Consider the following 19,955-nt stretch of genomic DNA (forward strand, 5'->3'; position numbering starts at 1 on the left):
CCCCATGGCCCTGTACGACAACATCCTCGACACCATCGGCCGCACCCCGGTGGTCAAACTCAACCGCCTCGCTCCGGACAACGTCACCCTCTACGTCAAGGTGGAATCGTTCAATCCGGGCGGCTCGGTCAAGGACCGGCTGGCGCTGGCCATCATCCTGGACGCCGAGCAGCGCGGCCTGCTCAAGCCCGGCGACACGATCGTCGAAGCCACCTCCGGCAACACCGGCGTGGCATTGGCCATGGTCGCCGCCGCACGCGGCTACAAGTTCGTGGCCACCATGGTGGAAACCTTCTCCATCGAACGCCGCAAACTGATGCGCGCCTATGGCGCCAAGGTGATCCTGACCCCCGCCGCCGAGCGCGGCAGCGGCATGGTGCGTAAAGCGAAGGAACTGGCCGAACAGCACGGCTGGTTCCTCGCCAGCCAGTTCGCCAATCCGGCCAACCCGGCCTACCACCGCAACACCACCGCCGCCGAAATCCTGCGCGACTTCGCCGGCCACCGGCTCGACCATTTCGTCACCGGCTGGGGCACCGGCGGCACCCTCACCGGCGTGGGCGAAGTGCTGCGCGTGGCCCGCCCGGAAGTGCGCATCACCGCCACCGAGCCGGCCGGCGCGGCGCTGCTGCAGGGCCAGGACTGGAAGCCGCACAAGATCCAGGGCTGGACGCCCGACTTCGTGCCCGAGGTGCTCAACCGCGAGGTCGCCCACGAGGTGCTCAGCGTGGAAGACACCGACGCCATCACCGTGGCGCGCCGCCTGGCCGCCGAAGAAGGCATCTTCACCGGCATCTCCGGCGGCGCCACCGTCGCCACTGCACTGCGCGTGGCAGAAGGCGCGGTACCCGGCGCGGTGATCCTGGCCATGCTGCCCGACACCGGCGAGCGCTATTTCTCCACGCCGCTGTTCGCCGACATCAACGAAGGCTCCGACGACGACTGGCTGGCTGGCCTGCCCTGATCGGTCATGAGAGGGTCGCGATGTGGAGGCCGCGCGGATGCGCGGCCTTCTTTTTTTCGGGACTCGGGCTTTTTTCGGGACCCGGGACCCGGGACCCGGGAACCAAGAACCAAGAACCGGGAACCGGGACCGGGGAACCGGGAAAGCGTGAAGGCGTCGTGGTGTGCGATCTGTCCGTTGGATCGACTGCCTGGCTTGCGTTGGGAGCGAGGTTGCCGCGCGGATGCTGAGGGTAGTATCGATTGCAGCGCGCACACTGGCGGGCGGACGGGATGCTCTGTAGCGCTACACACGGTGCGCTCGCATTTTCCAGTTCACGGCAGGCACTCGCTGCTCGCCATCTGCGTGCCAGCTTTCCGGGTCACAGCCTGGCTTTCTGGGTCACAGCTTCGACTGCCCGCACTCCCGCCCATGTCAAGGAAACGTTAGGATGACGGCCGTGATGTAGGGAGAGATGCGTGAGCAACCAGCCGTATGGACACAGCGACACCCGCGCCTCGCGGGCGCCATGGCTGGTGAAGATGACCTCGCCGGTGCACTTCGCGCTCGCCCTGGGTCTGGGCGCGTGGCTGCAGGACGCGCTGGAGCTCCCCCTGCCCGCTCCCACGCCACTGGCATGGATCGAACTGGCCGGCGGCGTCATCGCCTGCCTCGGCCTGGCGCTGGCGGTGAGCTGCTTCATCCTGTTCGCACGTCGGCGCACCACCATCATGCCGAGCGGCCATCCATCGCGCCTGGTGCTGGACGGCCCATATCGCTTCACCCGCAACCCGATGTACATGGCGCTGGTGCTGAGCTACGTCGGCCTGTGCCTGCAGCTTGGGCTGCTGTGGGCGGTCGCGCTGGTGCCACTGCCGTGGCTCGCGCTGCGGCTGTATGTCATTCCCTTCGAAGAGGCGCGTCTGCGCGCAGAATTCGGCCGCCATTACACCGACTACTGCGCGCGCGTCCGCCGCTGGCTCTGAACGGCGGCACGCAGGCTGGCGTGGAGCCGCGCCATCCCTCGCCGGGCAACCGTGCAGATCCCGGACCGTCGCGCATCGGCGATAAATTGTTCCAATCGGCGGTAGCGCAAAGCCGCCTGGATCGCCCGATTTCGCGTGCGCCTGCCGCAGGGTTCGCGAGGTCCGGCGTGGTCGCAGCCGATGAGATGAATGGCCGCTAGCGTGGGGCTTCGCAACGCCTGATCCCCATCACGTGTTCATCATTCAAATCCCATAACTATCTCGCCATGAAAATCGAAGTCTGGCAAGGCGACATCACCGAACTCGACGTTGACGTCATCGTCAACGCCGCCAACGAATCACTGCTGGGCGGTGGTGGCGTGGATGGCGCCATCCATCGCGCTGCCGGCCCGGGTTTGCTGCAGGCCTGCGAAGCCCTGCCGCAGGTACGCCCGGGCGTGCGCTGCCCTACCGGCGAAATCCGCGTCACCGACGGTTTCAACCTGAAGGCGCGTCACGTGTTTCATACCGTGGGCCCGGTGTGGCGCGACGGCAAGCACAACGAACCGGAACAGCTGGCCAACTGCTATTGGCAGTCGCTCAAGCTTGCCGAGCAGATGCTGCTGCACTCGATCGCATTCCCGGCGATCAGCTGCGGCATCTACGGCTATCCGCTGCATCAGGCCGCACGCATCGCGGTCACTGAGACACGCGACTGGCAGCGCTCGCACAAGGTGCCAAAGCACATCGTGCTGGTGGCCTATAACGACGCCACCTACAAGGCCTATCAGCAGGCATTGGCAACGCAGGAGACCGCAGCGGCCTGACGCCACGAGACGCGCATTGCACTGACGGGCGCCGCAAGGCGCCCGTTGCGTTTGAGCCCATGCATCAGGCTGCAAGCCCGGCCGGCGGCGGATGATCGGCACGCCAATGCTTTGCGCCGGTCACGCCGCCGCATTTGAAGCGCCGCCCACCGCCGCTGCGCGGCCTGCTCACCCGACCAGCCGATGCATTGCCATCGGCTCATGCATTGCCATCGACACCCAATAAAAAACGCCGGCATCGCTGCCGGCGTCTTCATGCCTGGGTTTGGCCCGGCCTTGCAGCCGCGATCAGCCGATCAGCCCTTCCACTTGCCCAGTGCAGCCAGGCCGTTTTCCTTGGCGCGCTCGTAAATGATCTGCTGCGCCTTGGCGAAGTTGCCGGTCATGTCCTTGGCCCACAGCTTCAGTGCCGCCTGCTGCATGGCGCGACCGTAGGAGAAGCTCAGCGGCCACGGCAGGTTGCCGAGTTGGTGCATCTCGTTGAGGTGCGCGGTGGACTGCTCGTCGGTCTGGCCGCCGGACAGGAACACGATGCCCGGCAGGATCGCCGGCACGGTCGACTTCAGGCACATCACGGTGGACTCGGCCACTTCCTCGACACTGGCCTGCTCTTCGCAGCCCTTGCCGGAGATGACCATCGAGGCCTTCAGGATGGTGCCTTCGAGCACGACGTTCTGCTCATACAGCGCGCCAAACAGCGAGCGCAGCGTGGCTTCGGTCACTTCGTAGCAGGTCTCGATGTCGTGGTCGCCGTCCATGATCACTTCCGGCTCGACCATCGGCACCAGGCCCTGTTCCTGACACAGCGCCGCATAACGCGCCAACGCATGCGAGTTGGCCTCGATGCAGGTGCCGGAGGGGATGTCTTCGCCGATGTTGATGACCGCACGCCACTTGGCGAACCGTGCACCCAGCGTGTAGTACTCCTCAAGACGTGCGCGCAGGCCATCCAGACCTTCGGTGACCAGCTCGCCCGGCATGCCGGCCAGCGGCTGCGCGCCCTTGTCGACCTTGATGCCCGGGATGATGCCGTGCTCGGCCATGTACTTGGCGAACGGCACGCCGTCCTTGGTCTTCTGACGGATGGTCTCGTCGAACAGGATGGCGCCGGAAATGTAATCGCTCAGCTTGGGCGTGGTCAGCAGCAGTTCGCGGTAGGCGCGACGGTTTTCTTCGATGTTCTCGATGCCGACGCTGGCAAAACGCTTTGCGATCGTGCTGGTCGACTCGTCGATGGCGATGATGCCCTTGCCCGGGGCGACCATGGCCTGGGCGGTTTCGGCAAGCTGTTCGATGCTCATGTAGTTCCTGTGGCAGCTGCGGGGGAGAACGAAAGTATAGCGACGAAAGTCGTACACATTCCTTCACGGAATGCCTGCAACCGATTACACCGTGCGCGCATGACGGGATGTGTGGCGCCGCTCGCATGCGGGAATCGGGAATCGGGAATCGGGAATCGGGAATCGTTGAAGCTGAGCATGTCGTGCAGCTTGTTGCTTGCTTGCTGTGATGCGTGGCACCAACAACGTGCGGCGGCGCGGCGAACCTGCACCACGCATGCGTTGATTGCGTCATGGGTGTTGGCCTGTTGCATGGAGCTGCCTGCGGCATGGGCTACTCACGTCACGACGAAGCTCACCCTCTTCGTCACCTATCCGGTCACACCGCGCGTCGTTCGCCTTCGCTCCGTTGCGTCGACGAGCGGGAAAGCGGAATCGCCTTCGTGGGCTGCATCGCCTTGTGGAACTTATGGCGCGCCGTATCAACACCGTGACGCAACGCGGCGGCGATCGTGTGCTGGCCGTGCAGTCGCCGGATCCGGCCGTTGAGCAACCCGCCGACCCAGGCCAAGCACTTACCCGCGCCCGGCATCTCCACACAGCACAACGGCGGCCCTGGGGCCGCCGTCGTGTGTCGCGTCTTCCGGCTCAGGTCATGCGCCGGATGGCATCAGCAGGCGTTACAGCTCGCCCAGGCCGGTGGCGCGGCCGTCTTCGCCCACTTCCAGCAGGCGCAGCGTGTTGGTGGCGCCGTGCATTTCCATGTGCTCGCCGCTGGTGAACACCACGCGGTCGCCAGGACCCATGCGCTCATTTTCCACCAGCAGGCGGATGGCCGCACGCGCGGCTTCGCGCGGGGTCAGGCCGCGGCTGTCGAAGCTGATCGGGAACACGCCGCGCATCATCGCCATCTGGCGACGCGCGCCGTCGTGACGGGTGAAGGCGTAGATCGGCATGTTGGAACGGAAGCGCGACAAGAAGCGCGGGGTGCCGCCGGATTCGGTCAACGCCACCACGCCGCCCAGGCCGATGTGCTCGGACAGGAACATGGTCGCCATGGCGATGGCCTGGTCGGCACGCTGCAGGTTGCGTTGCGCTGCTTCGAAATCGGTATCGAACTCGAACTGATGCTCTGCACCCAGACAGATGCGCGCCATCGCTTCCACCGCGCGCACCGGATAGGCACCGGCGGCGGTTTCGGCCGAGAGCATTACCGCATCGGTGCCGTCGATGACCGCGTTGGCCACGTCCAGCACTTCGGCGCGGGTCGGGATCGGGCTTTCGACCATCGACTGCAGCATCTGGGTGGCCGTGATCACCACCTTGTTCTGCGCCAGCGACTCGCGAATGATCTTCTTCTGCAGGCCCGGCAATTCCGCATCGCCGATTTCCACGCCCAGATCGCCGCGCGCCACCATCACCACGTCGGAGGCTTCGACGATTTCGACCAGGTTCTCGATCGCTTCGGTGCGCTCGATCTTGGAGACCAGCTGCGCATCGCAGCCGTGCTGCTGGGCGATCTGCCGCGCGTCGTGCATGTCCTGCGCATTACGGCAGAACGACACCGCGATGAAGTCCACGCCGATCTTGGCGACGATGCCGATCAGCTCCTTGTCGCGCTCGGTCAACGCGCCCAGCGACAAGCCGCCGCCCTGCTTGTTCAGGCCCTTGCGATCGGACAGCACGCCGTCGTTGAGCACGGTGGTGACGATGCGCGTGCCCTGCACGTCGGTGACCTGCAACTGCACCAGGCCATCGTCCAGCAGCAGCACGTCGCCTGCGGTCACGTCCTGCGGCAGGCCCAGGTAGCTGACGCCCACCTGCTGCTGATCACCGGCCGGTGCATTGGCGTCGGCCACCAGGTCGAAGCGATCGCCCATGGCCAGCTTGATCTTGCCTTCGGCAAAGCGCTCGATGCGGATCTTCGGGCCCGGCAGGTCAGCCAGGATGCCGACCTCGGCACCGACGCGTGCCGCGGCGGCACGCACTTCGGCAGCACGCTTGGCCTGGCCGGACGGATCACCATGACTGAAGTTGAGGCGCACCACGTTGACGCCCGCCTTGAACAGCTTATCCAGCACCCCGGGCGCATCCGTTGCCGGTCCGAGGGTGGCGAGGATCTTGGTGCGGCGTTGACGTTCTTTCATGATGGCCTCCCTGTAAAAGCCGCGAAACTTAACACACACGTCACGCACCAAGGATGGCATTGCGGCATAGCCACCCTCCTATTCCGGCATGTCTTACAGACAGTGCGGGACAGTACGTACGTCTACGCACACGTTGCGCCTGGCAACGTGTGCGGTCGCCACCCTAACCCGATGGCGGTGAAGAGCTGCGTGCCGGGTCGCGCCGTGCAAGGCGCCGGCAACGACCAAGCGAACGCGACGGCCGATGCACACGGATCACGCGTTAATCAACTGCCGCAGTTGCGCCGGCGTCTGCGCGATCGCGCCGGCACCTGCAGTACGCAGTTCGGCCTCGTCACCGAAGCCCCACAACACGCCGATGCTGTGAATGCCGTGGTGGTTGGCGCCCTCGATATCCATCCGGCGGTCGCCGATCATCACGCAGCCGGTCTTGTCGATCTGCAGGCGGCGCAGCGCTTCGGCGATGAGGTCGGGCTTGAAGCGGCGCTCGCCATCCTCGCTGGCGCCGATCACGTTGTCGAAGCACGCACCGAACGGCAGATGCTCGACGATGCGCCGCGCGTAGCGTTCGTTCTTGGAGGTCACCACGGCCAGCCGATGACCGGCGCGATGCAGGCCGGTGACCACATCGCCGATGTCGTGGAACACGCTGAGTTCGGTCCAGCCCACCGCGTCGTAGCGCGCGCGGTAGAGGCCAAGCGCGCGCTGCACCAGCGCCGGGTCATCCGGAAAGCACTCGGTGAAACTGTCGCGCAACGGTGGGCCGATCCAGGCGCGCAAGGTCTGCGCAGAGGGACGCGGCTGCCCGATCTCATCGAAGGCATGCACGATGCTGGCGACGATGCCCGGCTCCGAATCGACCAGGGTGCCGTCCAGATCGAAGAACAGCGTGGCTGCGCTCACTTGCCGCGGGCCTCGAGCGCGGCCACGGCCGGCAGGGTCTTGCCTTCGAGGAACTCCAGGAACGCGCCGCCACCGGTGGAGATGTAGGTGACGTCCCGGGCGATGTCGTATTTGTCCACTGCCGCCAGGGTGTCGCCGCCGCCGGCGATCGAGAACGCCTTGGAGCCGGCGATCGCACGTGCCAGCGTTTCGGTGCCGTGGCTGAAGGGCTCGAATTCGAACACGCCTACCGGCCCGTTCCACACCACCGTGCCGGCATTGGCGATCAACTCGGCGTAGCGCTGCGCGGTCTGCGGGCCGATGTCCAGGATCAGATCGTCCGCATCCACCGCATCGAGCGACTTCACGCTGGCCTCGGCATCGGGCAGGAACTGCTTGGCAACGACTACATCGGTGGGCAGCGGAATCTCCGCGCCACGCGTTTTGGCATCGGCCACGATCTGGTTGGCGGTCGGGATCAGGTCCGGTTCGTTCAAGGACTTGCCCACGTCGTGCCCGGCGGCGGCGATGAAGGTGTTGGCGATGCCGCCGCCGACGATCAACTGGTCGACCTTGTTGACCAGGTTGGACAACAACTCCAGCTTGGTGGAGACCTTGCTGCCGGCCACGATCGCCAGCAGTGGCTTGGCCGGGTTGTCCAGCGCCTTGGCCAGCGCGTCCAGTTCGGCCATCAGCAACGGGCCACCGGCGGCGACCGGCGCGAAGCGGATCACGCCATGCGTGGAGGCCTGCGCGCGGTGCGCGGTGCCGAAGGCATCCATCACGAATACATCGCACAGCGCGGCGTACTTGCGCGCTAGGGTCTCGTCGTCCTTGCCTTCGCCGACGTTCATGCGGCAGTTTTCCAGCAACACCACCTGGCCCGGCGCCACCTCCACCCCGTCGACCCAGTCGCGCACCAGCGGCACGTCCACGCCGAGCAGCGCGGTCAGGCGCGCGGCCACCGGCGCCAGCGAATCGTCTTCGGTCCAGCTGCCTTCCTTGGGCCGGCCCAGATGCGAGGTGACCATGACCGCGGCGCCCTTTTCCAGCGCCAGCTTGATGGTGGGCACCGAGGCGGTGATGCGCTGTTCGGAGGTGATCTGGCCGTTGTCGATCGGCACGTTGAGATCCTGGCGGATCAGCACGCGCTTGCCGGAGAGATCGAGGTCGGTCATACGGACGATGGACATGGGCTTGGCTCGCTGAGTCTGGGGATTAGGGGATCGGGATTGGGGATTGGTACACGGCGCCGCGCGTGGGTACATGCCTTGCGCGCGGAGGAATGGCGCTACTGCGCCAGCTTGGCGTGGCGCCGTCGTTCACAACGCTGCCGCCATTGCACCTGCGGCAGACGCCGACGGCAGTGGCTCGGAGACCACGGTCAAGGCGACTGCCTTGGCGGCGGGGATCGGGCAATCAACGCTCGGAATCGGCCCGCCGCACCGCAACCCGGCGGTGCGCTGGGCGGGCGCCACCGCAACTGAGGAGGGCGCAAACTCTGGTCGGTCGAACACGACGGGCAATGCGGCTGCCTTGGCGACGGGGGATGCCCATTGTCCGGCCTTCGCCTCGATGCGGCAAACCCGCATCCCCGGACGCGGCCGGCAACCGCATCTGGCCAAAGGATCAGGCCCGCCGATCGGTGCCGGATGTGCGCAGCAGGCTCAACGCCAGGCCGCCCACCAGCAACGCGCCGCCGATCAACAGCACCCACAGCAGCCAGCGCTTCCAGTCGCGCGGGGTGGTGGCGGGCTGCAGCGCTGCGTCGCCTGCCAATGGCTGCGCCTCTGCAGCCAGGCGCACCGTGGCCGGCTGCCACTGTGCGCCGCGTTCACGTCGTAGCGCCTGCAACATGGACGCCAAGGGTGCGTCGCCGCGTCGCACGCGTGCGCTGCCGGACACCAGCGCATACGGGGGCTGGCCCTGGGCGAGAAACATCAGCCGCTCCGGCTGATAGCCCACCCGCAAGCTCGGAACCGCCGGGCTGCGCCCCTGTGCCGCCGCCAGGCGCCATTGACGATCGCGCACCGGCGCGGACAACCGCTGCGGCGGCGAAGCACCGGTGCCAAGCCGATACGCCAGCCACGGCCCTGCCCGCCGCAGCCAGGCGGCGTCGTCGGCATCGCGGCTGTCCGCCGTCCATTCCACGGCCTCGGCCTGACCCGCGCCGACATCCAGCTGCGTGACGGGAAAGCGGCCGGGCAGGCGGTAGGTCACGCCCGTGTCCTGTGCGGTGCCCGGCAGCTCCAGCCACGACAGCGGGGTGGGTGCGGTACGCCCGTCCAGTTCTGCCTCGACATTGCGAAGTGTCGGCAATGCGCCGGACACGGGCACCAGACGCAGGTAGCGTGCACCCTCCTCCAGCGCGATGCGGCGTTGCTGCAGCCGCTGCGCCTGGTTGTCCAGCGCCATGACGGTGGCATCGGAGGCCAGCACGCGCCAAGTGCGCAGATCGTCGCTGCCCTCCACGCGCAGACGGGCCTGCACCGGTGTCTCGCCCGCCCAGTCCAGCCAGAGCGCGCGTGGCTGGTCGCGCAGTGCGCTGGCATCGAGCAACCAACTGCCGCCACTGCCGGGTGCCGCGGGCGCACCGGTGGCGAAGCGGCCTTCCAGCCGCCGCACCGCACCGCTGGCATCGCGCTCGGCGATGAGCTGCAGGTCGCCGTTGGCCGCCGCTGCACCTTCGGGCAACGCGAACAACGGCAACCCCTGCCGACGTGGCGCTGCGGCCGGCGCAGCGTCGGCGGCCAGCGGCGCGGTGGGCATTTCTTCGCCACGTGCATCGATCACCGCGACATCGCGCAGCCCGGCGTCGACGGCACTGCGATACACCGCCTCGTTCAACCTCACCTGGTACAGCCCGGCGTCGGAGCCGGCCACCTGCAACGGCCATTGCTGCCGATAGTCCTGCCGCACATCGGCCGCCTGCGCCACCAGCGGCACCAGCGGCACCAGCAACACCCATCCCCACCGTTTGTTACTCATGCCTGATCCCTTGCCGCGTCAGCGTTGTCGACGGCGCGTTCCTCGACCACCGGACGAGGTGGCGCCGGCGCCAGATACCCCACCACCGTGCACAACAGGCCATAGGCCATGAACGAGCCGATGCCGAGCAGATTGCCCAGATGCTGGCGATCGACCAGCACCAGCTTGGCCAGCACCAGCCCCATCAACAACGCACCGCCCAGCCACAACCCGCGCTGCCCGCGACGCGAGCCGATCACCCAGCCCAGCACACCCAGTACGCTCCACACGATGGTGAGGCTGGTCTGCGACACCGTCGCACCCAGCAGCGTGGCATCCCACGGTACCGCGCCCCAGTGATGCACGCTGTGCAGCGTGCTGCCGGTGATCAACACCCAGCCCAATACACCGAGCGCAGTGACGCGCCGTGCCTGCAGCATCGGCGGCGCAGCGGCCGACCATGCCCAGCGCGCAACCAGCGCGAGCACCGCCAGCTGTGCAAGTTCGGCCGGGTTGAGCAACGGCACCCATGGCAGCGGCGCAGCGCTCACCGGATCGACCAATGCGAGCAACCAGCCGACCCCCAGCACCGCAAGGACGCAGCCCAGCAAGGCAGTGCGGGCCGCATCGAAGCGCACACCTTGTGGCCATGCCAGCCAGCGCCAGCGCAGCAGAGCGGTCGCCGCCACCGCCAGCCATGGTGCTGCCAGCAACGCACACCGCCAGCCATTGGTGAGCGCGAAGGCATCGGCCAGCCAGGCAATCCCCAACGACGCCACCATCGGCCACAGCAACCACCAGATGAACTGCGCGAGCATCGCGCCGGCGCCCGGCTGCATGCGCAGGCACCACAACGCGCGCGTGCCGGCCAGGGCAAACCCCAACCAGGCCAGTGCACCCCAGTGCGCAAACGGCTGCGTGTGTGCATGCTCCTGCCACAGCGCCAACGGCGCGGCCAACGCCAGGCCGGCCATGACCGTCCACACCAGCGCCGCTGCCGGACGACGGCGGTGCACCTCGGCCGCCAGCCACACGCTGAGCGCGACAAAGCCGAGCAGCAGGTCCGGCTCGCTGCGCAGGTCGCCGGCAAAGCGCAGGATCTCGTGCACGCCGCACAGCACCCACCATCCCAGGCCCCACAGATACGCCACCAGCGCACGCCGCGGATGTCCTGCATCGCGCAGGAACCAGGCACTGGCCCAGCCGGCAACCGCCAGCAGCATGGTGCTCATGCAGGTGGCGTTGGCCACCGCCATGGCGTCGTTACGCCACGCGTCCACGCCGAAGGCCACGCCAACGGCGGCCAGCAGTTGCAACGCCACGCCACTGACCTGCGAGATGCGCCGCCGCTGACGCACGCCCAGCCACAACAGCCCGGCGCCTTCCAGCGCAAACACGCTGGCGGTGACGCGCGTAGACAACGCCAACGGCACGGCCAATGTCGCAAAACCGACCGCCAGCATCGCGTGCGCCTCGCCAAGCAGGCGCGTGGATGCACGACGCAGCAGCCACGTTGCCAGACCGGCGTACATGCCGGCCACCGCCACCGCGCACAACGCCAGTGTCAGGCGCTCGCCGTCCAGCAGGCGTGCCTGCAACGCAAAGGCAACCAACGGCGTTCCGAACAACAGGCTGCCATCGATGAGCCTGCCCGCACTGCCATCGCCACGCCGCGCATGCAGCACCGGAATGGCCACATAGATGGCAAAGAACAGCAGCAGGAACGGCTCGGTGCTGGCGAACTTTGCCGGGGTGTACTGCAGCGCGCCCCACAACGTCGCGATGCCGAAGGTGAAGGCGAATCCGAGCAGGTTGAGCACCCGCCACGGCCGCGCCCATGCAATCGCCACGATGCCGGCGTTGAGCACGGCGTAATACGAAAACAGCGCGACATGGTTGCCGCTGCCGGTGGACAACCAGATCGGCGCAAGGAAGCCGGCCAGCACACCCAACACGGCCAGCGTGCGCGACTCCTGCAGCACCGCCAGCACGCACATGCCGGCAATCAGCACCACGCTGATGCCCATCGCCAGGCCTGCGCCGAGCAATCCATACAGCTTGAACGCGGCGAACACGGTCAACAACAAACCGCCGATCGACCCGCCCTGCAATGCCAGTGCAAAACCCGGCCGCTGCCCGCGCTGCTTCCAGCCGAAGACCAGCCCGGCCAAGGTAAGCACGCTGATGCCGGCCAAGCGCAGTTCGATCGGCATGCGCATCCAGCCCTGATCGCTGGCGTACTTCAGCAGCGACGCCACCCCGGCCAGCAACACCAGCATGCCGACCTTGACCGGCACATTGCCCTCGGTGAACCAGCGCTTCAACGCACTGGCCGCGCGCGCGACGGCACCCGGCTCGGCCGGGATGGGGGGTGACTGCGGCGATTGCGGTTGCGCAGGTTGAGACCGGGTTGCCTGAGCGTGCTGGTCTGGCAACGCCGACGCCGCGTGCGCACCGCGTGCCGTCGCATCTGCAGGGGCCTGCGCAGGCAACGGGGGCGGCACCGCCCAGGAAGCCGCATCAATCACGCCCAGATCCGCAGGCGGATGTGCAACGGCAGGCGCGCTCCCGCCGTCGCCCTGTCGAACAGCGCCAGACCTACCGAACCCAGGTGCATCCGTGTAGGCACCAGCAATCAAAGTGGGATCGAGATCGGGCGCTGTGCCGGGCCGCTCCCACGCCCTGCCCTGCGCGTCCACGGACGCATCCGTTCGCGCATCCGCGCCCTCGTCAGTTCCGGCTTGCCACTGCGCCAGCCGCTGCTCCAGCGTCTCCACCCGGCGCCGCAGCCCGGCAATCCACACCAGCGCGACCACCACACCCACCGGCACGGCAAGCAGCACCAGGGCCACCAACACGATCATCGTTTCCAACGCAGCAATCCCCGAGCCGGCGTCCAGCCGAATGCGCGAACCATACAGCCTCGGGCCGCGGCTGGGCAGCAATCTGCAGATCATGCCGCTGGTTGGAGAGTGGACAAGCAGCGGCGTTACGCGTGGCTGCAGTGGCACCTTGCATAAGAAAACGCCCGGAGAACCGGGCGCTTTGAACACTTATTCGCGGTAGCCGCTGTCGTTCTTGTTATGGATGATCCAGATCAGGTTGCCGCCGGTATCCATCGACTTGCCAGCGAAGACCAGACGCCCCTGACCCTTGTAGGCCATCTCATGGCGATAGCGGTCGCCACCATAGAAAAACGGGATAAAGGCCTTGCCGGTGACATACGAACCCTGGTCGGTTGGCTGCCCGATCAGATCGGTCACCTGCTTCATCGGCATCCCGATCTTCAACTGGGTGAACTTGCTGTCCGGTGCAGGCTTGCCGGTGATCTCGCCTTCGTAATCGTTGACGCCCTTGACCGTCTCGCCGTAGCCGGCTTCGACATCGGACGATTTGATCACCTCACCATCGGCATTCATCCAGGCCGGCGTACCGGTCTGCTTCTTGGCCGCCCAGCTGTCCAGCGGAGCTGAAACCGCAATGACCACACCGAACGCCAGTGCGCCCGCAAGAAATTTATTCATCGTCATTCTCTCGATCCATGGAGTTCCCCGATCCTTCGTACACGACACGGGAACGGCCGCCGTGCGGGTGAATTAGCGCACGTGAGTCGGTCAAAGTCCACTTCTGAGCAGCCAGGCAAGGGGCAACAATGCAGGACACACGAAAATTCGTGGCCAAATAAAAAAGCCCCGGCATGCCGGGGCCCTTTTATTTTCAAGCCAAAAACTTACTTGGCAACCACCCGCACCATTTCCAGGCACTTGTTGGAATAGCCCCACTCGTTGTCGTACCAGGACACCAGCTTGACGAAGGTGGAGTCCAGCGCGATGCCGGCGTCAGCGTCGAATACCGAGGTGCAGGTTTCGCCGCGGAAATCGGTCGCCACGACCTTGTCTTCGGTATACCCCAGCACGCCCTTCAGCGCGCCTTCGCTCTGTGCCTTCACTTCGGCGCAGATCTCGGCGTAGGTGGCCGGCTTTTCCAGTTCGACGGTGAGGTCGACCACCGAAACGTCGGAGGTCGGCACGCGGAAGCTCATGCCGGTGAGCTTCTTGTTGAGCTCGGGAATCACCACGCCCACGGCCTTGGCCGCGCCGGTGGAAGACGGAATGATGTTTTCCAGGATGCCGCGGCCGCCGCGCCAATCCTTGTTGGACGGGCCGTCCACGGTCTTCTGGGTTGCGGTCGCCGCATGCACGGTGGTCATCAGGCCGCGCTTGATGCCCCACTTGTCGTTGATGACCTTGGCCAACGGCGCCAGGCAGTTGGTGGTGCACGAGGCGTTGGAGACGATGGCTTCGCCGTTGTAGGTCTTGTCGTTGACGCCGTAGACGAACATCGGGGTGTCGTCCTTGGACGGCGCCGACAGGATCACCTTCTTGGCGCCGGCATCGATGTGCTTCTGCGCGGTGTCCTTGGTCAGGAACAGGCCGGTGGATTCGATCACCACGTCGGCGCCGACAGCGTCCCACTTGAGGTTGGCCGGGTCGCGTTCCTGGGTCAGGCGGATCTTCTTGCCGTTGACGATGAGCGTGTTGCCATCGACCGAGACCTCGGCCTTGAAGCGGCCGTGCACCGAGTCGTACTGCAGCATGTAGGCCAGGTAGTCGGGCTCGAGCAGGTCATTGATGGCCACGATCTCGATGTCATTGGCGAAGTTCTGCACCGCAGAGCGCAGCACGTTGCGTCCGATGCGACCGAATCCGTTGATGCCAACCTTGATTGCCATGTTCACAAGCTCCTGCGGCCGCGACAGCGCGGCGGATGGAAAGGGGCTGCCATTCTAGCAGCGTCCTTCTGGTACGGCCGTGCAGCCGCGTCAGCGCTGGCAGTGCGAAGGGGGAAACGGAAGGAGAGCCGCAGAAGAGGTGGCAACGCCTGTTCTGGTTCGGTAGAGATCGGCACGTTCCGGCGCGCGATGCGGTTGGTGACGGGCCACCTGCCTGCCAAGCAGGCCGGACGATGCCCGCTTGCATGACCAACGCAGGCGCGGGCGCACCACGCCATGCACCGGTCTACTTTGTTTTCCAATAACTTACCTTTCAACCAACTATGCCGAGAAGCGTATTCAGGCATATGCCGACCAGCAGCATTTCGGCACTCCGTGGATTTCGATACTGGCCCTGCCTGCTGAGGCACCCACTCACTCACACGGAGATTCCCCATGCGTCGCACCCTGTTCTCTGTCGCTTTGGCATTGGCCGCCACCCCGGCGCTGGCCGCTGGCGTGATGCATTACACCGAAAAGGCTTCGCTGCCCGCCGACGGTGAAGCGCGCGAAGTCGCTGCGCTGTTCGACACCTGGAACGCGGCCCTGGCCTCGGGCAACCCGCACAAGGTGGCCGACCTGTATGCCCCCGATGGCGTATTGCTGCCGACGGTCTCCAACGAAGTCCGCGCGTCACGCTCGCAGATCGAAAAGTACTTCGAGATGTTCCTGGCCAAAAAGCCCAAGGGCGTGGTCAATTACCGCACCGTGCGCGTGCTCGATGACGACAGCGCCGTGGACGCCGGTGTCTACACCTTCACGCTCACCGACAAGGACGGCAAGAAGAGCGACGTGCAGGCGCGCTACACCTTCGTGTACGAAAAGCGCGACGGCAAGTGGCTGATCATCAACCACCACAGCTCGGCGATGCCGGAAGTGGATACACCGAAGGTCGCCAGGGCCAAGTGAGTGCGGGCGCATCGCGACACGCCACCCGCTGACTGCGCCCTGGCGCGCGTCACCGTCAGCACACCTCCCATGCCGACGGTGGCGCGACCCGCGGCGCACGCCGCACCCGATGCGCCGCGCGCACTTGATCTGCTCCACGGCGAGCGCTGCTGCCACACCTGCGACGCAGCGCAGCAGCCGGTGCCCGACCGCCGGCAGCGCGCGCATCCATCGCACGCAACCGGCCCTGATTTGATCAGGATCAAGGCGTCGCCGGGCCAAACCGACAAGACTTCGTCCATCCCCTGCATACAACGAGAGTTTCCATGCGCATGCGCTCTACCCTCCTGCTCGCCGGTCTGGCCGCCACGTCCGCCAGCGTCCCCGCACTGGCTCAATCCAAAGGCGACTGGACCGTTGCCGTCGGCGCCCACCAGGTCGCTCCCAAATCCGATAATGGCCGCCTGGTTGGCGGCACGCTGGAAGCAGACGTAGGCAAGGACATCAAGCCGACCTTCACCGCCGAATACTTCATCGCCGACAACCTCGGCATCGAGGTCCTGGCCGCGCTGCCGTTCGAGCACGACATCGCGCTGCGTGGACTGGGCCGCGTCGGCAGCACCAAGCACCTGCCGCCGGTGGTGTCGCTGCAGTACCACTTCAACAGCCAGGGCAAGGTGTCGCCCTTCCTCGGCGCGGGCATCAACTACACCCGTTTCTTCAGCACCGACACCCGCGGCGCGCTGGCCGGCAGCGAGTTGGAGCTGGACGATTCGTGGGGCCTGGCCCTGCACGCGGGCCTGGACGTCAAACTCAGCGAACGCGGGTCCCTGCGCGTGAATGTGCGCTGGATCGACATCGACAGCGAGGCCCGCCTCAATGGCACCCGGATCGGCACGGTCAACATCGATCCGCTGGTCTATGGCGCGGCGTACGTGCACCGCTTCTGAGTCACAGCGGCAAGCGCGGTGCATCTCTGGCACACTGGCGATCCAGGGACGTGCATCCACCGCCGGAGTTGCGGACAGGTCGGTCACGTCGAACGCCTGTCCGACCTACCGGGGATTCCATGAGCACGTTCATCCGCACCGCCCTCGCCATCGCACTGGCCGCTTCGGCCGCTCCCGCTCTTGCACAATCGGCCGGCCATTGGACGACCGGCTACGGCGCCGGCTATGTCTCGCCGAAGTCAGACAGCGGCACCTTCGGTGGTGCACGCGGGGAGATCAAGGGCGCGCCTGCGCTGTCGTTCACCTACGAATACTTCCTGCGCAACAATCTGGGAATCGAAGTGCATGCGGCGGTGGCAGGCAAGCACGACATCGAGCTGGAAGGTGCCGGCAAGGTGGGCAGCTACTGGTCGGTGCCGCCCAGCGTGCTGTTGCAGTACCACATCAACGGCTATGGCACGGTGTCCCCGTTTGTGGGCGTCGGCATCAACTACACCGCCTTCGTGGGCGAAGACACCGCGCAAGGCATCGGCAACGGCGAGTTGCGCTTCGGTGATTCGGTGGGCGCGACCGCGCACGTCGGTGTGGACTTCATCTTCGATGAGCGCAGCGGCCTGCGCATCGACGCACGCTGGACCGACTCGCGCAGCAACGTCGATTTCAACGGCGCACGGCTGGGCAAGGCCCGGGTCGATCCACTGACCTATGGCATCTCCTACCTGCTCTATTACTGATCGTGCAGGCCGTCGCCATTGCGCGGCGGCGACATGACTGCAACCGCCATCAAACCGTCCCGGGCGGGCGCGTACAATCGGGGGATGAAGACCTTCTCCCCCGCTTTCGTTGTCCTTGCCGTGGCGCTGACCACGGCGATCCAGCCCATCACCGCGTTCGCCTGGGGCCCGCAGGGGCACCGCCTGGTGGCACGCGTGGCCGAGACCGAACTGAGCCCGCAGGCACGCGCGCAGGTGGCGCAGTTGCTTGCCGGCGAGCCCGACGCGACCTTGCATGGCGTCGCGACCTGGGCCGATGAATTGCGCGAGCACGACCCGGACCTGGGCAAGCGTTCCGGGCCGTGGCATTACGTCAACCTGGGCGAACACGACTGCAGCTATGCGCCGCCGCGCGACTGCCCGGATGGCAACTGCGTGATCGCCGCACTCGATCGGCAGACCGCCCTGCTGGCCGACCGCAGCCAGCCGCTGGAGGTGCGTCGTCAGGCATTGAAGTTCGTGGTGCATTTTGTCGGCGATATCCATCAGCCCATGCACGCCGGCTACGCGCACGACAAGGGCGGCAACGACTTCCAGCTGCAGGTCGATGGCAAGGGCAGCAACCTGCACGCGCTGTGGGACAGCGGCATGCTCAACGACCGTCACCTCGGCGACGCGGACTACCTGCAACGGCTGCTGGCCCTGCCGGCGGCCTCCGCCGTGTCGCCGGTCCTGCCGCCGCCCGCCGCCGCGTGGGCGCAGGCCTCGTGCAGGATCGCCGTGACCCCTGGCGTCTATCCGGCCACGCACGTCCTGCCGGCCAGCTACATCGCCACCTATCGACCGATGGCCGAGACACAGCTGCGCCTGGCCGGCGACCGATTGGCCGCCGTGCTCAACGCCGCACTGGCCACCCCCTGACCTGGAGACACCGATGCAGCCCGAGGTGCTTGCGTTCTTCCATGCCGAGAGCAACACCTTCACCTACGTGGTCGCCGATCCGGCGTCCGGCGCGGCCGCGGTGATCGATCCGGCACTGGACTATGCAGCCGACAGCGGCGTCATCGAAACCCGTGCCGCGCAGGCCATCGCCGATGCCATCCGGCAGCGCGGCTGGCACCTGCACTGGCTGCTGGAAACCCATGCGCATGCCGATCACCTGTCGGCAGCGCAGTGGCTGAAGCAGCACTGGCCGCAGGCGCGCATCGCGATCGGCGAAGGCATCCGCCAGGTGCAGCAGACGCTTGCACCACGCTATGCGCTGCCGCAGCACTTCCGTGCCGATGGCTCGCAGTTCGATCATCTGTTTGCCGATGACGAGCGTTTCATGCTCGGCGGCATCGCCGCACGCGTCATTGCCGTGCCCGGGCACACCAGCGACAGCATCGCGTACCTGATCGGCGATGCGTTGTTCCCTGGCGACTCGCTGTTCATGCCCGACGCGGGAACCGCACGCTGCGACTTCCCCGGCGGCGATGCACGGCAACTGTATGCATCGATCCAGCGGCTGTACGCGCTGGCGGACGACACGCGGGTGTTCGTCTGCCACGACTATGGCCCCGGTGGTCGGGCCGTGGCGCATGAAACCAGCATTGGCGTGCAGCGGCGCAGCAACATCCATGTGCGCGACGGCGTGGATATCGAGAGTTTCGTGGCCCAGCGCCAGGCCCGCGATGCCACCCTGCCGGAGCCCAGGCTGATCCGCCCGGCCTTGCAGGCCAACCTGCAGGCCGGCCGCTGCGACGACCTGGCTCGGTAGCATTCGCTGGCGTTCGCCACGCCGGTCACGGCGCAGCCGCTATGATCGGTGTCTGCCCCTGCTGGAGTTGCCCATGCGCACGATCGGTTTCTGGCAGCGCGCGTTGTGCGTGCTGATGCTTGCCCTGCCCGTCCTGGCCGTTGCGCAAGCTGCGCCGGTGACGGTATTTGCGGCGGCCAGTCTGAAGGAATCGATGGACGAGGCCGCGGCCGCGTTCGAGAAGGCCACCGGCACGCCGGTGCGCGTGTCGTACGCGGCGAGCTCGGCGTTGGCACGCCAGATCGAACAGGGCGCGCCGGCGGATGTGTTTTTTTCGGCCGATCTGGAATGGATGGACTATCTGCAACAGCGCGGCCTGGTCGCGCCGGCGCAACGCCACGATCTGCTCGGCAACACGCTGGTACTGATCGCACCGGCCGCCAGCAAGCTGCAGCTGGATCTGGGTACGCCAGGCAGCATTGCCAAGGCGTTGGGCAAGGACGGGCGCATGGCGGTCGGCCAGACCACCAGCGTGCCGGCCGGCAAATACGCGGCTGCCGCGCTGCGCACGCTCGGCCAGTGGGACGCGCTGCGCGCGCACCTGGCCGAGTCGGAGAGTGTGCGGGCAGCACTGATGCTGGTCTCGCGCGGCGAGGCGCCGCTGGGCATCGTCTATGGCTCGGACGCGCGCGCCGACCCCAAGGTGCGCGTGGTGGCCACCTTTCCCGCTGCCAGCCATGCGCCGATCGTGTATCCGGTGGCCGCGCTGAAGAACAGCCGCAACCCGCAGACGGCAGCGTTCGTGCAGTGGCTGCGCAGCGCACCTGCCCGGGCGATCTTCACCCGTCGCGGCTTCTTGCCGAAGGATTGAGGCGCACCGTTTG

General features: G+C 66.5%; 18 protein-coding genes. 9 read left to right on the forward strand and 9 right to left on the reverse strand.

The features are described 5' to 3' along the window. Window positions 1-4: 4 nt before the first annotated feature. The 3 genes from cysK (at window position 5) to ACCQ12_RS15680 (ending at window position 2,735) form a co-directional block, all read left to right on the forward strand. Window positions 5-964 (forward strand): cysteine synthase A, encoded by a 960-nt coding sequence (gene cysK, locus ACCQ12_RS15670; RefSeq protein WP_039415648.1) that lies wholly within the window; start codon window positions 5-7, stop codon window positions 962-964. A gap of 458 nt (window positions 965-1,422) precedes the next feature. Continuing rightward, on the forward strand, window positions 1,423-1,929 hold the full coding sequence (locus ACCQ12_RS15675; RefSeq protein ID WP_166749188.1) for a methyltransferase: 507 nt from the start codon (window positions 1,423-1,425) through the stop codon (window positions 1,927-1,929). A 266-nt stretch (window positions 1,930-2,195) separates the two neighbouring features. Beyond that, window positions 2,196-2,735 (forward strand): O-acetyl-ADP-ribose deacetylase, encoded by a 540-nt coding sequence (locus tag ACCQ12_RS15680; RefSeq protein ID WP_039411044.1) that lies wholly within the window; start codon window positions 2,196-2,198, stop codon window positions 2,733-2,735. 296 nt (window positions 2,736-3,031) lie between these two features. Here ACCQ12_RS15680 and ACCQ12_RS15685 read toward each other — a convergent pair whose 3' ends face one another. From ACCQ12_RS15685 to gap, 9 genes are all read right to left on the reverse strand, one after another. Then, entirely contained in the window at window positions 3,032-4,036 is a 1,005-nt protein-coding gene (locus ACCQ12_RS15685; protein ID WP_039411046.1) for a class I fructose-bisphosphate aldolase, read from the reverse strand. 358 nt (window positions 4,037-4,394) lie between these two features. After that, window positions 4,395-4,586 (reverse strand): hypothetical protein, encoded by a 192-nt coding sequence (locus tag ACCQ12_RS15690; RefSeq protein ID WP_372382190.1) that lies wholly within the window; start codon window positions 4,584-4,586, stop codon window positions 4,395-4,397. Between the two features lie 109 nt (window positions 4,587-4,695). Beyond that, window positions 4,696-6,162, reverse strand: coding sequence for a pyruvate kinase (gene pyk, locus ACCQ12_RS15695; RefSeq protein ID WP_184438510.1), 1,467 nt, complete (start codon window positions 6,160-6,162; stop codon window positions 4,696-4,698). A gap of 255 nt (window positions 6,163-6,417) precedes the next feature. Beyond that, on the reverse strand, window positions 6,418-7,065 hold the full coding sequence (locus ACCQ12_RS15700) for an HAD family hydrolase (protein ID WP_372382191.1): 648 nt from the start codon (window positions 7,063-7,065) through the stop codon (window positions 6,418-6,420). Further along, complete coding sequence (locus ACCQ12_RS15705; protein ID WP_039411055.1) at window positions 7,062-8,237, reverse strand: phosphoglycerate kinase; 1,176 nt, start codon at window positions 8,235-8,237, stop codon at window positions 7,062-7,064. The genes ACCQ12_RS15700 and ACCQ12_RS15705 overlap by 4 nt, the downstream gene beginning before the upstream one ends. Before the next feature lie 436 nt (window positions 8,238-8,673). Continuing rightward, on the reverse strand, window positions 8,674-10,032 hold the full coding sequence (locus ACCQ12_RS15710) for a DUF3999 domain-containing protein (RefSeq protein ID WP_372382192.1): 1,359 nt from the start codon (window positions 10,030-10,032) through the stop codon (window positions 8,674-8,676). Next, window positions 10,029-12,884 carry a DUF2339 domain-containing protein gene (locus ACCQ12_RS15715; protein WP_372382193.1) on the reverse strand — a complete coding sequence of 952 codons (2,856 nt, stop codon included), beginning with the start codon at window positions 12,882-12,884 and terminating at the stop codon, window positions 10,029-10,031. The genes ACCQ12_RS15710 and ACCQ12_RS15715 overlap by 4 nt, the downstream gene beginning before the upstream one ends. A 180-nt stretch (window positions 12,885-13,064) precedes the next feature. Continuing rightward, window positions 13,065-13,499, reverse strand: a complete 435-nt coding sequence (locus ACCQ12_RS15720; protein WP_372383637.1) for a hypothetical protein — start codon at window positions 13,497-13,499, stop codon at window positions 13,065-13,067. A gap of 242 nt (window positions 13,500-13,741) precedes the next feature. Then, complete coding sequence (gene gap, locus ACCQ12_RS15725) at window positions 13,742-14,743, reverse strand: type I glyceraldehyde-3-phosphate dehydrogenase (protein WP_039411059.1); 1,002 nt, start codon at window positions 14,741-14,743, stop codon at window positions 13,742-13,744. A gap of 435 nt (window positions 14,744-15,178) precedes the next feature. Between gap and ACCQ12_RS15730 the strand changes: the two genes are divergently transcribed. From ACCQ12_RS15730 to modA, 6 genes are all read left to right on the forward strand, one after another. After that, window positions 15,179-15,691 (forward strand): SgcJ/EcaC family oxidoreductase, encoded by a 513-nt coding sequence (locus ACCQ12_RS15730; protein ID WP_104580748.1) that lies wholly within the window; start codon window positions 15,179-15,181, stop codon window positions 15,689-15,691. Between the two features lie 305 nt (window positions 15,692-15,996). Beyond that, complete coding sequence (locus tag ACCQ12_RS15735) at window positions 15,997-16,620, forward strand: OmpW/AlkL family protein (protein WP_372382194.1); 624 nt, start codon at window positions 15,997-15,999, stop codon at window positions 16,618-16,620. Between the two features lie 119 nt (window positions 16,621-16,739). Beyond that, window positions 16,740-17,354, forward strand: coding sequence for an OmpW/AlkL family protein (locus ACCQ12_RS15740; protein WP_184438500.1), 615 nt, complete (start codon window positions 16,740-16,742; stop codon window positions 17,352-17,354). Window positions 17,355-17,438: 84 nt separating this feature from the next. Continuing rightward, window positions 17,439-18,254 carry a S1/P1 nuclease gene (locus ACCQ12_RS15745; RefSeq protein WP_372382195.1) on the forward strand — a complete coding sequence of 272 codons (816 nt, stop codon included), beginning with the start codon at window positions 17,439-17,441 and terminating at the stop codon, window positions 18,252-18,254. Between the two features lie 13 nt (window positions 18,255-18,267). After that, on the forward strand, window positions 18,268-19,092 hold the full coding sequence (locus ACCQ12_RS15750; protein ID WP_372382196.1) for an MBL fold metallo-hydrolase: 825 nt from the start codon (window positions 18,268-18,270) through the stop codon (window positions 19,090-19,092). Between the two features lie 73 nt (window positions 19,093-19,165). Then, window positions 19,166-19,942, forward strand: coding sequence for a molybdate ABC transporter substrate-binding protein (gene modA, locus ACCQ12_RS15755; RefSeq protein ID WP_179455570.1), 777 nt, complete (start codon window positions 19,166-19,168; stop codon window positions 19,940-19,942). Window positions 19,943-19,955 lie beyond the last annotated feature (13 nt).

Origin of the sequence: Xanthomonas sp. NCPPB 1068, assembly GCF_041479385.2 — a bacterium.
GTDB classification, from domain to species: Bacteria; Pseudomonadota; Gammaproteobacteria; order Xanthomonadales; family Xanthomonadaceae; genus Xanthomonas; species Xanthomonas cannabis.